Genomic DNA, 13,558 nt, shown 5'->3' with positions numbered 1-13,558 from the left:
AGCCGATCAATGGGACGTGACCTGCCCGCGCGGGCCTCGGTGGTCATCATCGGAGGCGGCGCCATGGGCGTCAGCTCGGCGTACGCGCTGGCCGCGGCCGGCGTGCGCGACGTGGTCCTCATCGACAAGGGGCCGCTGGGCTCCGGCTCGACCTCCAAGGCGGCCGGCGGCGTGCGCGCGCAGTTCTCCGACCGGGTCAACATCGAGCTCGCCGTACGCAGCCTGGAGACGTTCGAGACCTTCGCCGAGCGCTTCGGGCAGGAGATCGACCTGCACAAGCCCGGCTACCTGTTCCTGCTCGACTCCCCCGAGTCGGTCGCGGAGTTCGAGAAGAACGTGGCGATCCAGAACGACCTCGGCGTCCCCAGCCGGATGATCCCGGTCGGGGAGGCCAAGGAGCTGTCGCCGCTGATCGACACCGACGGGCTGCTGGCCGCCGCCTACTCCCCCACCGACGGCCACTGCACGCCCGAGTCCGTGGTGCTCGGCTACGCCGGCGCGGCCCGGCGGCTGGGCGCGCGGCTGCTGCCGAACTGCGCCGCGACCGGCATCGAGGTCGTGGACGGCCGCATCGTCGCCGTCCGGACCGAGGGCGGCCGCGTCGAGACCGACACGGTGATCTGCGCGGCGGGCGCCTGGTCGCGGCCGGTCGGCGAGTGGGCGGGGGTCGACCTGCCGGTGGCCCCGCTGCGCCGCCAGATCCTGGTCACCGAGCCGGTCGCGGACCTGCCGCCGATGGCGTTCACCATCGACTTCGGCACCACGTTCTACTTCCACCGCGAGGGCCCCGGGCTGCTCCTCGGCATGTCCGACCCGGACGAGACGCCGGGGTTCAAGCTCGACCGCTCCGACGCCTGGCTGCCCAGGCTCGGCGAGGCCATGGCCCGCCGCGCCCCGGCGCTGATGGAGACCGGCATCGCCACCGGCTGGGCCGGGCTGTACGAGGTGACGCCGGACCACAACGCGCTCATCGGCACCGCCCCCGGCGTCGAGCGGTTCATCTACGCCACCGGCTTCTCCGGCCATGGCTTCCTGATGAGCCCGGCCGTCGGCGAGGTGGTCCGCGACCTCTACCTGGGCCGGACGCCGTTCGTGGACGTCACCGGCTTCGACGCGGGCCGTTTCGCCCTGTCCGGGGCCAGGCCCGAGATCAACATCGTCTGACAAGGAGATCCCGATGGTGACCACGCTGCCCGGCGCCGACGAGCTGGCCGCGACTGCGCGAGAGACCGCCAAGCGCTGCGGTGTGGACGTGGACGCGCTCGGCGGCGGCGTCACGACCACCTCACCGATCAACGGCGGGATGCTGTCCGCCGTGGACTGGGTGGACCCCGGCGCCGTCGACACCGCCGTGGAGCGGGCCAGCCAGGCGTTCCTGGCCTGGCGGACCGTGCCCGCGCCGGCCCGGGGCGCGCTGGTCAAGCGGCTCGGCGAGCTGCTGTACGCGCACAAGGCGGACCTCGCCACGCTGATCAGCCTGGAGGTCGGGAAGATCACCTCCGAGGCGCTCGGCGAGGTCCAGGAGATGATCGACATCTGCGACTACGCGGTGGGTCTGTCCCGCCAGCTGTACGGGCGCACGATCAGCTCCGAGCGGCCCGGTCACCGGCTCATGGAGACCTGGCACCCTCTGGGCGTCGTCGGCGTGATCAGCGCGTTCAACTTCCCGGCGGCCGTCTGGTCGTGGAACACGGCCATCGCCCTGGTGTGCGGCGACCCGGTCGTCTGGAAGCCGTCGGAGCTGGCGCCGCTGACCGCCCTGGCCTGCGCGGCCCTGCTCGACCGGGCCGCCGCCGAGCACGGCGCGCCCGCGTACCTGAGCCAGGTCCTCGTCGGCGGCCCCGAGGTCGGCGAGGCGCTCGTGGACCACCCCGGGGTCGCCCTGGTCAGCGCCACCGGCTCGACCCGCATGGGCCGCGCCGTGGGGCCGCGGGTCGCCGCCAGGTTCGGGCGGTCGCTGCTGGAGCTCGGCGGCAACAATGCGGCCGTGGTGTGCCCGTCCGCGGACCTCGGCCTGGCCACGCGCGGCATCGTGTTCTCGGCCGCCGGGACCGCGGGCCAGCGGTGCACGACCATGCGCCGCGTCATCGCCCACGCCGACATCGCCGACGCGCTGGCCGAGCGGCTCACCGACGCCTACGCGCGGCTGCCGATCGGCAACCCGATGGCGCCGGGCACCCTGGTCGGACCGCTCATCAACGGCCGCGCGCACGCCGCCATGCGCGCCGCGCTGGAGGCCGCCGTGGAGCAGGGCGGCACGCTGGTGGCCGGCGGCGGGCGCCGGCTCGCCGACCAGGCGCCGGACGCCTTCTACGCCGAGCCCGCGCTGGTCCGGATCGGGGAGCAGACCCCGATCGTGACCCAGGAGACATTCGCGCCGATCCTCTACGTCATGCCGTACGAGACCCTGGAGCAGGCCATCGCGCTCAACAACGCGGTCCCCCAGGGCCTGTCGTCCAGCATCTTCACCCGCGACCAGGCCGAGGCCGAGCTGTTCGTCTCGGCCGAGGGCTCCGACTGCGGGATCGTCAACGTGAACATCGGCACCTCCGGGGCCGAGATCGGCGGCGCGTTCGGCGGCGAGAAGGAGACCGGCGGCGGGCGCGAGTCCGGCTCGGACGCCTGGCGCGGCTACATGCGCCGGGCGACGAACACGATCAACTACTCCGGCGAGCTGCCGCTGGCCCAGGGGGTCGAGTTCACCGTCTGACCAACCCGATCTTCGCGAATGAAGATCTCAGCGCCGTCACGGATGCGTTCCGGCGGAGCCCGGCCGGTGCTTGCGCAGGGTGGTGGCGGCACCGGCCGGTCAGGGAGGAGCGTCAGGTGGCGAGGGTGGCCACCGGCTCCAGGTCGTAGGTGCGGGCGTAGCCGTTCTCGGTGCCGACGAGCAGGTCCACAACGTCGAAGTAGCGGTCCCAGAAGGGGGTTTCGCGCAGCGCGTCGATCAGCAGCCGGTAGGCGTCGTGGTCGTCCGCCTCCCAGACCCAGATGTCGGTGACCCGCGCCGAGTAGAACTCCGTGTCGTAGAAGCGGGAGCGGACGCCGCGGGTGCGGGCCTCGATCACCGGGACGACGTGGGTGGTGAAGGCCTGGACGCGTTCGGCCACGGTCATCGCGAGCCACTCGGGCGTTGTCTTGACCAGCATGAACGCGGTGACCGGCGGCTCGGTTCGGTCAGTGGGCATCGACTGCCTCCGGTGTGGCGAGGACGGCGGGCTTGAGAGTCTGCGCGCACCACTGCGCGAATCCGGTGGCCGGGCCCGCCTGCGGCGAGCGGTCGACGCCCGAGTCCAGGCCCTGGTCCTTGGCGCGCTTCATGTCGACCATGCCCTCGACGAACGCCTCGTTGAGGCCGTAGCCGAGCAGGGTGGACCGCAGCTCGTCGAGCGACTGGCGCTGGTAGCGGACCGGACGGCCCAGCTCCTCGGTCATGATGCGGGCCAGGTCGTCGGGCGACAGGTCCTGCGGGCCGAGCACCGGGACACTGCCGACGCCGGTCCATGAGCGGTCCAGCAGCAGCCCGGCCGCCGTCGCGGCGATGTCGGCGACGGCCACCAGCGGGGCCGGACGGTCCGCGGCGACGGTGTCGGTGAAGACGCCGTGCTCGCGGATCGAGTCGGCCTCCTCCAGCAGGTTCTCGAAGAAGGACGGGCTGGCCAGCGCGCGGTAGGCGACGCCGGAGCCGGCGATCAGGTCGTCCATGGCCAGGGAGGCGGTGACCAGCCCGGCCTGGGCGGCCTGCGGCGTGCCGCGGCCGAGCGCCGAGACGCCGACGACATGGCCGACGCCGTGGGCGGCGAACGCCCGCGCTGCCGGGCGGGTGAAGCCGCTGTACGCCTCGTCGGGCGTGGCCGAGGCGTCCGGCGGCACCAGCCAGAAGACGGCGTCGGCCCCGGTGAAGGCGCGCTCGACGGTCGCGGCGTCACCGTGCGAGCCGGTGACCACCTCGACCCGTCCGCGCACGGCCTCGGGGAGCCGGGCAGGATCGCGGACCACGACGCGCAACTCCTCTCCGCGTGCGGGCGCGGCCTCGACCAGCAGCGACAGCAGCCGCCTGCCGATGTTTCCGGTGGGGGCGGTAATGACGATCATGAAAACCTCGCGGTCTATGTCGGATCGGTACAACCCCTTGATCGTGCAGACCCGAACCGCATTGCCACAATGGGAACTTCAGCATCCAATCATTGCCTGAAACGGAATAATGCCGGTGAGCAGCCCAGACCCGAACCTCGACGCCAACCTCGCCGTCGCCCTCGACGCCCTGCTGACCGAGCAGAGCGTCACCCGTGCCGCCGCGCGGCTGCACACCTCCCCCGCGGCGATGAGCCGCACCCTGGCCCGGCTGCGCCGGGTGCTCCAGGACCCGCTGCTGGTGCGGGCAGGACAGGCGATGGTGCCGACACCCCGCGCCGAGGCGCTGCGGGACGAGGCCGCCGCGGTGGTGCGCCGGCTGGAGGCACTGCTCGCCCCGAGCGGCGGGATCGATCCCGCCACATTGCGGCGCACCTTCACCGTCCAGGCCTCGGACCTGGTCGGCGCGGCGCTGGCGCCGAGTCTGCTCGGGCTGGCCCGGCGCCGGGCGCCGGGCGTCTCGCTGCGGGTGCTGGCCGAGGAGTGGGAGGCGGGCCCCGCGCTGCGCGAGGGCCGGATCGATCTGGAGATCGGGGCCATCGACCACGTCGACCCGGAGACCCGGGTCGAAGAGCTGGTCACGCTGCGGATGGCGGCCGGCGTCAGGGCCGGGCACCCGCTCGCCGAAGGAACCCTGACGCCCGCCAGGCTGGCCGCGGCCGAGCACGTCACGGTCAGCCGCCGGGGACGCTTCACCGGCCCGCTGGACGCGGCCTTGGCCGAGCAAGGGCTCAGCCGGCGGGTCAGCGCCGTCCTGCCCGGACATCTGGCGGCGATGGCGCTGGCCGCAGTCGGCGACGTGGTCTGCCTGGTGCCGACCGCACTGCCGGGCGAGCCCCCTTCACCACTCAGCGACGCGGCGCACGCGCTGGGACTACGCCTGCTGCAAATCCCGCTGCCGCTGCCACCACTGACAATCGGCATGGCCTGGCACCCGCGCCACACCGCCGACGGGGCCCACCAGTGGCTGCGTGGCGCCGTGCGCCGGGTACTCCGTCCGGCCCGGGAGGAATAGCCGACGGCGCGGGTCCGCGCGTACCCGGATGCCCCGGACACAGGCCCGAACCCGACCGCGGCCGGCCAAGGCCGGCCACAAGGTCATCAGCCTGAGGGCATATACGAAACTGCGGTTGCGTAAATGAGTGGCCCCGGTGTACCTTGAATTTCGCTACCCCAGTAGCGAAATGGAGGGATCCACATGAGGCCACGGGGGCGACCGCGCGACACCGAGGTCGACGAACGCGTCCTGCAGGCGGCCACCGAGCTGCTGCTGCGGCGCGGGTACGGCGGCCTGACCACCGACGAGGTGGCCGAGCGGGCCGGCATCGCCAAGACCACGCTGTACCGCCGCTGGCCCACCAAGGACCACCTCGCCCTGGCCGTCGTGGCCAGGCTGCAGGACCACGACGAGATCACCGACACCGGCGACATCCGGCGCGACCTCACCGACTACATGGAGAAGGTCGCCGCCGGGCTCAACCGGATGCGGGTCGCGGGCCTGCCGCCCGGCCAGGAGAGCCGCTCGGCGGGGACGGTGGCCGAGCTGGTCGCCGCCGCCGCGCGCCACGACGACGTCGGCGAGCTGGAGCGGGACGTCTACGCCCGCCGCAACGCGCTGGCCTGCGGCCTCATCGAACGAGCCCGCGACGAGGGCCGGCTCCGCCCCGACGTCGACCCCATGACGCTGCTGGAGCAGCTCGCCGGAGCCCTGTACTACCGCGTCCTGATCACCGGCGACCCGGTGGATCGCGCCTACGCCGCACGCCTGGTCGCCGCCGCCCTCGACGGCGCCCTGTAACTCCTCAGGAAGGACTTCTCACCATGTCGCTCATCACGCCCGAGACCGCAGTCGTACGCGCGGCCGACGCCGAGATCATCGGCGGCGGCGAAGCCCCGGCCACCGGCCGGCTCCTGCTCGACTCCAGCGCCACCGGAGGCGCCCTGAGCAGCCTCCGCATGACCCTCACCCCGGGCGCCGACGGCGCGGTGCCCCACCTGCACACCTCCTCCAGCGAGCTGTTCTACGTCCTCGGCGGCGCCGCCCAGGTGCTGGCGGGCGAGGAGGTGCTCACCCTGGAGGAGGGTGACATGGCCGTGGTGCCCCCGAACGTCGCCCACGCCTTCGCCGCCGCCCCCGGCTCCGAGGCCGACCTGCTGATCGTCATCACGCCGGGCGTGGAGCGCTTCGAGTACTTCCGCCTGCTGGCCCGCCTGCGCACCGGCGAGGCCACCCTCGAGGAGCTGCTCGATTCGCAGGAGCTGTACGACAACCACTTCCTCGACAGCCCGCGGTGGAAGGAGGCCCGCTCGCTCGGGCAGGGCTGACGATCAGGACTCCACGGGCGGCTTGGGCGGCGTCCGGTCCCACCCCTGGCTGCCCTTACGGCCCAGCGACCACATCTGCATCCCGCGTTCGATCTCCAGCGCCGACGGCCAGGACACCGCGGGCGGGCCGAGTTCGAGGGTGGCGCTCTGCTTGATCCGCCGGGCCAGCTGGGGGTCGGCGGCGGCCATGGCCACGAGCCGGGTGGCGGTGTCCAGCATGGCGTGCGGCTCGGCCACGTCCCAGGCCAGGCCGCGGCGTACGGCCTCGGCTCCGGACAGCGCCGCGCCCAGGACTCCGAGCGCGATGGCGTGCTGATATCCGGCCGCGCGGCCGAGCAGGGCCAGGTGACCGCCGCCCGGATGGATGCCGCGCGCCACGAACCCGCTGTCGAGCACCGCGTCATGGCTGACCAGCATCAGGTCGGTGGCCAGGGCGAGGTTGAGCCCGGCGCCGACCGCGCCGCCGGTCACCAGGGACACGCTGGGCACCGGGAGCCGCCCGACCTGCACGAACGCCGCGTACACGGCCGAGGTCCGCGCGACCGACTCGGGCGCGGCGGGATCGGCGGAGGAGGCGGCCAGGTCTCGGGTGTCGGCGCCGCTGCAGAAGTAGGCGCCCGCGCCGTCGACGAGGACGGCGCCGATGGTGTCGTCACCGTGGACGCGGGCGCAGAAGTCCTCGATGAGGGCGGCCATCTCCAGCGTGATGGCGTTCTTGCGCCGGGGGTTGTTCAGGGTGAGCCTGGCGATCCCGTCGCCGACGGTGGTGATGGCGGGCGGTTCGGCGGTCATGGTGCTGCTCCTGTCGTCAAAGGGGCCTCGACCCCGGCTCGCCGGTGACGAGCTCCCACACGTCGCCCGATCCTCTCGCCAGGTCGGCGCATCTGCGCTGCCAGTGGAGCTCGTTGCCGTGTTCCTCGCGCCACGCCCACAGCCTCCTGGTGCAGGAGCCGAGCCGGTGCTCCATCGTGAACCCGATCGCGCCGTGCAACTGGTGGCCCGCGGCGGCCACCGACCGGGCCAGCGCGGACGCCTCGGCCTTGGCCGAGGCCACGGCGAGCTCCCGGTCCTCGGCGCCGTCCCGCAGCGCCGCGACCGCCGCGTCCGCCGCCACCTCGACGGTGACCACGTCCGCCGCCAGCCGCGCGAGCCGGTGCTGGACCGCCTGGAACCGGGCCAGCGGCTTGCCGAACTGCACCCGGTCGGTGACATGCCGCGTGGTGAGCGTCAGTACGGCGCGGGCGGCGCCGGCCAGCTGCAGCGCCCGCGCCGCGGCCCCGTGCAGCTCCAGCTCGTGGCGCCACGGGCCGGGCGGCAGGGGTGTGACCGCGGCCTCGGCGCCGTCGAGCACGGCGCTGTCGCGCTCCTCCCCCGCCAGGTTCTCGCCGGGGGAAAGCCCGGCAGGGGCGGGCAGCACGGCGGTGGCCGGCCCGTCCGGGGTGCTGACCAGGGTAACCAGGTGATCGGCGGATCTCAGCCAGGGTACGCGGATCAGCGGGCCGGTGACCCGCCACCGGCCGCGGGGGCCCGGCTCCGCCACCAGATCGCCGGTGTACGCGGTCACCGTCCCGGGCGGCAGGGCGGCTCCCGACGCGGCGAGCAGCGGGCCGGCGACGAACAGGGCCTCGGCCAGGGGCAGCGCCGCCCCGGCCGCGCCGGCTTCGCGGACCACCACGGCGGCATCCGTGAGCGTGCCGCCGCTCCCGCCCTGGGGCTCGGGAACCGTGAGCGAGGTGAAACCCAGCTCCTCCAGCCGGGCCCAGAGCGCCGGGCCTGGCAGCTCCGCGTCCAGCAGGCCCCGCACCGCATCGGCCAGGTCGCGGAGGTGGTCGCCGGTCACCGGAGCAGCTCCTCGGCCAGGTCGCGGAGATGGCCGACGGTCAGGTCGCGGAGATGGTCGGCGGTCATGAGGACAGATCCTTGGCCACGATCGAGCGCAGGATCTCGTTGGCGCCGCCGCGCAGGGTGAAGGCCGGGACGTGCAGGACGGCCTTGGCCAGCATGGCCGCGAGCCCCCGGCCGCCCGGCTCCGGGCGGACGTGTCGCCGCACGGCGTCCACGACGTCGCCCTCGAACTCCGTGCCCAGGTCCTTGACCAGGGCCGCCGCCACGGCCGGACTCTCCCCCGCGGCCAGCCGCGCGGCGACCGACAGGGACAGCCGGCGCAGCGCCACCAGCCGGGAGACCAGCCGGCCCAGCTCGGCGTGCGCGACCGGGTCGTCCCCCAGGTTCTCGGGCCGGGCCCACTCCCGCAGCAGCGGCAGCGTGCTGAGGATGCGTTCAGGGCCGGAACGTTCGTTGCCCAGCTCCGCGGTGACCTGGCGCCAGCCGTCCCCCCGGCGGCCCAGCAGGCCGCCCGCCGGGATCACCGCGTCGTCGAAGACCACCTCGTTGAAGTGGTGCGCCCCGTCGATGGTGATGATCGGCCGGATCGAGACCGCCGGGTGGGGCAGGTCCACGATGAACTGGGAGAGCCCGGCGTGCCGGTCGCCGGCGTCGTCGGTGCGCGCCAGGACGACCACCGCCGTGGCGATGTGCGCGACGCTGGTCCACACCTTGGTGCCCGTCAGCCGCCAGCCGTCCTCGACCTCTGCGGCCCGGGTCCGGACCGAGGCCAGGTCCGAACCCGCATCGGGCTCGGACATGCCGATCGCGAAGAAACCTTGGGCGCGGGCGATTTGCGGGAGATACCTGTGTTTCTGTTGTTCTGTGCCGTTACGCAGGATGCTGGGTGCGATCTGCCGGTCGGCTATCCAATGGGCCGCCACCGGCGCCCCGGCGGCCAGAAGCTCCTCGGTCACCACATAGCGCTCCAGCGCGGTCCGCCCGTGCCCGCCGTACGCCGCGGGGATCGTCATCCCCACCCACCCGCGCCCGGCCAGGCGGCCGCTGAAGGCCGGATCGACGCCCGACATCCAGGCGTCGGCCTCGGGGGCGAAGCCGCCGGAGGCGATCTCGTCCTCGAGGAACCGCCTGACCCGCACCCGGAGCTCCCGTAACCCCTCCGGCAGCCCGGCGACCGCGCCGAGCGCCAGGGCCTGAGCATTCACGAGGGGATCTTATATACGCGATGCTTCCCACTCCGGGAAATGCGCGGCCAAACCGGCCGTTCCCAGGAAAACAAGTAGATCTTTTGCCCATATGTGCCATTCATCACCCCTCGACACCTAAACTTCGGGAATGCGTTATGTCCCTTTTGTCCTGGTTGCCGCTGCGACGCTGGCATACACCGCGACTCCGGCAGCGGCCATCACCAACGGTTTCACCGACGGTGACGCTCACCCGGAAGTAGGGGCTCTCATCTCCGATGAGGCGAATCCCGACGGCACGTGGTCGTACTGCACCGGAACGCTCATCTCGCCGACCGTCTTCCTCACCGCCGCCCACTGCGGTGAGCCGAAGCAGAAGACGGCCACCGTCTCCTTCACGGGCCACTACAAGCGCGGGGGCCAGGTCTACACCGGCCGTTACATCCCGGACCCCCGCTTCTCGAAGAAGTCCGACCTCCATGACATGGCCGTCGTCCTGTTCAGCAAGCCCGTCCCGAACATCACGCCCGCCCAGCTGCCGGCCGCGGGCCTGCTCGACCTCCTCAAGGCCCAGAACAAGCTGAAGTCCGCACGCTTCACCCCCGTCGGGTACGGCTCGCTCAAGCCCACCAAGAACAAGCCGCGCGGCCAGAGCTTCCACTACACCGACACGCGCCACCAGGCGACCATCTCGTACAAGAGCATGACCCCGAGATGGCTCAACCTCTCGCTGTCCACCAAGGGCGACGGGAGCACCTGCTTCGGCGACTCGGGCGGCCCGAACTTCCTGGGCGGGCTCACCTCGCACCTCCTCATCGCCACGACGATCTCCGGCGCGGACGACGCCTGCAGGAAGACCAACTACGACTACCGACTGGACTCCGCCTCGGCGCGGCAGTTCCTCGGCAAGTACGTCACCCTTCCCGGAGATGCCTGGTCAGCGGCGATCGCGGCGCTTCCGTCCCGTCCGAGCGCGGGCTGAAGATGGGGCGGGGCATCGGGACCCGCTCCGCCGCCGGCGGCGGCGCCTGATCCACCAGCGCCTGGATCGCCGTCCTGCGCCTCTCGATGCCCGCTCCGTCGATGCTGATCCGCGGCCTGTTCCGGCTCTTGTCTTCCATCACGCACGGGAGCGTACTGAGACGGACGCCAAGAGCAGGTCACGAGCGCGCCCGGTTACTCCCCGTCAGTCGAACGTCTCGTGGACGGCGTCCGGGACGTCCTCGTCCAGCTCCACGCGTACCCGCTCGATCGTGCCGGTGAAGGGGAAACCGCGCGGATAGTCCCAGCTCACCGGCGACAACGCGTCGCGTCCCAGCACCAGGCCCTGCCAGCCGATCAGGTAGCGGGCGGTCGTGAGCGGCTCCTTGCCGCCGTCGGGGCGGCCGTCCACGGCCAGGGCGGCCACACCTTGGCAGGGGCCGGTCCTCGTGAAGATCATCGACAGGACGTGGTCGCCCGGCGGCAGCGGGTGCTCGCCGTGCACGCGGTAGCGGGTGCCCTGGTGGTTGTACTCGTAGTGGAGCCGGCCCTCTGCCACGTACAGGACGTGACCGCCGTTCACGTCACCCTGGGAGATCAGCACGCCTTCGTCGCCCTCGCGCAGCCGTACCTCGGCGTCGATGCGGTACGAGCGGTCGTAGATTAGCGGCGTGACCCCGCCCGGGATGCGGCTCATCTCCGGGTAGAGCACGAAACTCCGCCGCCTCCTGGGCGAGGCCGCGCTGTGGTATTTCGCGGCGCGTTCGGCGAAGTTGCGGTCGTCCAGGGGGAAGACGCCGTACCGGTCGGCCTCGGACCACCAGCGGCCGATCAGCTCATGGAGCACGTCGGGGCGCTCGGCCGCCAGGTCGTGGCACTCGGAGAAGTCGTCGTCCAGGTGGTACAGCTCCCACCGGTCGTCGTCGTAGGAGGTGCCGCGCTCGTGGTAGGCCACGGCCTTCCAGCCCTCGTGCCAGATCGCGCGGTGCCCGTACATCTCGAAGTACTGGGTGGGGCGGCTGGTCGGAGCCGTGGCGCCGTCGAAGGTGTAGCGCATGGACACGCCGTGCACGGGCAGCTGCGCGAGCCCCCGGTACGTCTGCGGCATCTCGGCGCCGACGACGTCCAGGATCGTCGGGGTCACGTCGATGACGTGGTGGAACTGCGTCCGTACGCCTCCCTTGGGGACCCGCCCCGGCCAGGAGACGATGAGCGGGGCCCGGACTCCCCCGGCATGCGTATTTTGCTTGTAGCGCTTGAGCGGGGTGTTGCCCGCCTGCGCCCAGCCCCAGGGGTAGTTGCCGTGGCAACGGAAGCCGCCGATCTCGTCGAGGCGGGCGAAATTGTCGGCGTGGGGGACGGCGTCGCCGTTCTCGTAGGCGATCGAGTTGGTGTTGCCGAGCGCGCCGCCCTCCTGGCTGGCGCCGTTGTCCGACAGGAGCACGATCAGCGTGTTCTCGCGGGTGCCGATGTGCTCCAGGTGGGCGACGAGCCGGGCGAGGTGGGCGTCGGTGTGCTCCAGCATCGCGGCGAACGCCTCCTGCAGCCGGGCGGCGACCGCGCGTTCCTCCTCGGGGAGCTCGGCCCAGGGCCGCACCCCGTCGTTGCGGGGCGCCAGCGCGGTGCCGGGCGGGATGATCCCGAGCTCCACCTGCCGGGCGTGGCGGCGCTCCCTGATCACGTCCCAGCCCTCGTCGTAGCGGCCCCGGTAGCGCCGCAGGTACTCCTCGGGCGCCTGGTGCGGCGCGTGACCGGCCCCCATGGCCAGGTAGAGGAGGTACGGCTTGTCCGGCCCCACCGACTTGTGGTCGGAGACGCAGGCGATGGCCCGGTCGACGAGGTCCTCGGTGAGGTGGTAGCCCTCCTCAGGCGTCCGCGGCGGCTCCACCCGGTGGTTGTCCTGGACCAGCTCGGGAAAGTACTGGTCGCTGATGCCCTCGAGGAAGCCGTAGTAGCGGTCGAAGCCCCGGCCCAGCGGCCACTGGTCGTAGGGGCCGATCGCGCTGGTCCGGTCCATGGGCGCCAGGTGCCACTTGCCGAAGGCGTAGGTGTTGTAGCCGGTGTCGCGCAGCACCTCGGCGATCGTGGCCGCGCGGTGGGTCACGGTGCCGCGCTTGCCGGGGAAGCCGCTGTCGGCGTTGGACAGCAGGGACATGCCGACGGCGTGGTGGTTGCGGCCGGTGAGCAGCGAGGCGCGGGTGGGCGAGCACAGCGGCGTGACGTGGAAGTTGGTGTAGCGCAGCCCGCCGGCGGCCAGGGCGTCCATCGTGGGGGTGGCGATCTCGGATCCGTAGCAGCCGAGGCTGCCGAACCCGACGTCGTCGAGGACGACCACGATCACGTCCGGCGCGCCCTCTCGGGGCCTGGGCGGCTGCGGCCACCACGGCGTGGAGTCCTGGTAGGTACGTCCCACGTGCCCCGAGGTCATGCATGCGTCCTTTCTTCGAGCTGGCGCAGGGTCAGGCCGCGGGTCTCCGGGGCCAGTTTGAAGGTCACCGCGGCGTTCAGCACGGCCAGGGCCGAGATGACCAGGAAGGAGACGGCGCCGAGCGCCTCGAACATGCTGGGCAGCGCCAGCGTGCCGACCACGCTGCCCGTCTTGCCGACCATGTTGACGATGCCGACGGCCCGCCCCCGCACCCCCGCCGGGAACAGCTCGGGCGCCCAGGAGTAGAAGGCCAGCGAGGTGCCGCCGTTGATCACCGCGATCGTGACGGCGAAGGCCGCCAGCACGAGCCACGAGGTGCCGAACCCGGCCCAGATGACGAACGTGCACGCGGCGGCGACGGCCGTGCCGGTGATCGCGATGAAGCGGCGGCCGATCGACTCGATCACCCACAGGCAGACGATCAGGCCCAGGATCACGGCCAGCGCCGTCGTGCAGGCGGTGAACAGCAGCGAGGTGAACGTGCTCGGCGTGACGATGCGTTTGATCAGGCTGGGCTGGTAGAGCAGGATGGCCGAGCCGTACAGGTTGTTGCAGCCCCAGTACACGCAGAGCATGACCATCATGATCGCCAGCGGCCGGCCCACCGCCATGGACCCGTCCCAGTCGATCGGCCAGTCCGCCGACGCCCAGCGGCTGCGGC

General features: G+C 72.4%; 13 protein-coding genes. 6 read left to right on the top strand and 7 right to left on the bottom strand.

Annotation, left to right across the window (positions count from 1 at the left end; genetic code table 11):
• Positions 1-9: 9 nt before the first annotated feature.
• Together ACWEPL_RS35055 and amaB are read left to right on the top strand one after the other, a co-directional pair.
• Complete coding sequence (locus tag ACWEPL_RS35055) at positions 10-1,164, top strand: NAD(P)/FAD-dependent oxidoreductase (protein ID WP_363965010.1); 1,155 nt, start codon at positions 10-12, stop codon at positions 1,162-1,164.
• A gap of 13 nt (positions 1,165-1,177) precedes the next feature.
• Entirely contained in the window at positions 1,178-2,710 is a 1,533-nt protein-coding gene (gene amaB, locus ACWEPL_RS35050; RefSeq protein ID WP_452438736.1) for an L-piperidine-6-carboxylate dehydrogenase, read from the top strand.
• 112 nt (positions 2,711-2,822) lie between these two features.
• Here amaB and ACWEPL_RS35045 read toward each other — a convergent pair whose 3' ends face one another.
• Positions 2,823-3,188, bottom strand: coding sequence for a darcynin family protein (locus tag ACWEPL_RS35045; RefSeq protein ID WP_363965006.1), 366 nt, complete (start codon positions 3,186-3,188; stop codon positions 2,823-2,825).
• A complete protein-coding gene (locus ACWEPL_RS35040) occupies positions 3,178-4,095 on the bottom strand; it encodes an NAD(P)H-binding protein (protein ID WP_452438735.1) in 918 nt (305 codons plus the stop codon). The genes ACWEPL_RS35045 and ACWEPL_RS35040 overlap by 11 nt, the downstream gene beginning before the upstream one ends.
• A 115-nt stretch (positions 4,096-4,210) precedes the next feature.
• Between ACWEPL_RS35040 and ACWEPL_RS35035 the strand changes: the two genes are divergently transcribed.
• The 3 genes from ACWEPL_RS35035 (at position 4,211) to ACWEPL_RS35025 (ending at position 6,459) form a co-directional block, all read left to right on the top strand.
• Positions 4,211-5,149, top strand: a complete 939-nt coding sequence (locus tag ACWEPL_RS35035; RefSeq protein ID WP_452438734.1) for a LysR family transcriptional regulator — start codon at positions 4,211-4,213, stop codon at positions 5,147-5,149.
• A gap of 183 nt (positions 5,150-5,332) precedes the next feature.
• Complete coding sequence (locus tag ACWEPL_RS35030; protein WP_363965000.1) at positions 5,333-5,932, top strand: TetR/AcrR family transcriptional regulator; 600 nt, start codon at positions 5,333-5,335, stop codon at positions 5,930-5,932.
• Between the two features lie 23 nt (positions 5,933-5,955).
• Complete coding sequence (locus tag ACWEPL_RS35025) at positions 5,956-6,459, top strand: cupin domain-containing protein (RefSeq protein WP_452438733.1); 504 nt, start codon at positions 5,956-5,958, stop codon at positions 6,457-6,459.
• 3 nt (positions 6,460-6,462) lie between these two features.
• On the opposite strand, the gene ACWEPL_RS35020 is transcribed toward ACWEPL_RS35025, so the two are convergent.
• The 3 genes from ACWEPL_RS35020 to ACWEPL_RS35010 all read right to left on the bottom strand — a co-directional run bounded on the left by ACWEPL_RS35020 (position 6,463) and on the right by ACWEPL_RS35010 (position 9,509).
• Positions 6,463-7,251, bottom strand: a complete 789-nt coding sequence (locus tag ACWEPL_RS35020) for an enoyl-CoA hydratase/isomerase family protein (protein ID WP_452438732.1) — start codon at positions 7,249-7,251, stop codon at positions 6,463-6,465.
• 16 nt (positions 7,252-7,267) lie between these two features.
• On the bottom strand, positions 7,268-8,299 hold the full coding sequence (locus ACWEPL_RS35015; protein WP_452438731.1) for an acyl-CoA dehydrogenase family protein: 1,032 nt from the start codon (positions 8,297-8,299) through the stop codon (positions 7,268-7,270).
• 64 nt (positions 8,300-8,363) lie between these two features.
• A complete protein-coding gene (locus ACWEPL_RS35010) occupies positions 8,364-9,509 on the bottom strand; it encodes an acyl-CoA dehydrogenase family protein (protein ID WP_452438730.1) in 1,146 nt (381 codons plus the stop codon).
• A gap of 130 nt (positions 9,510-9,639) precedes the next feature.
• Between ACWEPL_RS35010 and ACWEPL_RS35005 the strand changes: the two genes are divergently transcribed.
• Positions 9,640-10,470, top strand: a complete 831-nt coding sequence (locus tag ACWEPL_RS35005) for a trypsin-like serine protease (protein ID WP_452438729.1) — start codon at positions 9,640-9,642, stop codon at positions 10,468-10,470.
• A 204-nt stretch (positions 10,471-10,674) separates the two neighbouring features.
• Here the strand turns inward: ACWEPL_RS35005 and ACWEPL_RS35000 are convergent, their stop codons facing one another.
• Together ACWEPL_RS35000 and ACWEPL_RS34995 are read right to left on the bottom strand one after the other, a co-directional pair.
• Positions 10,675-12,897 (bottom strand): arylsulfatase, encoded by a 2,223-nt coding sequence (locus ACWEPL_RS35000; RefSeq protein WP_452438728.1) that lies wholly within the window; start codon positions 12,895-12,897, stop codon positions 10,675-10,677.
• Positions 12,894-13,558 (bottom strand): MFS transporter (locus ACWEPL_RS34995; protein WP_452438727.1); only part of this gene is annotated, 665 nt, incomplete at its 5' end. The genes ACWEPL_RS35000 and ACWEPL_RS34995, both read right to left, overlap by 4 nt.

This window comes from Nonomuraea sp. NPDC004186 (assembly GCF_053603495.1).
Note: the sequence above shows the minus strand (reverse complement) of the source record. Positions and strands in the feature narration are given on the sequence as shown.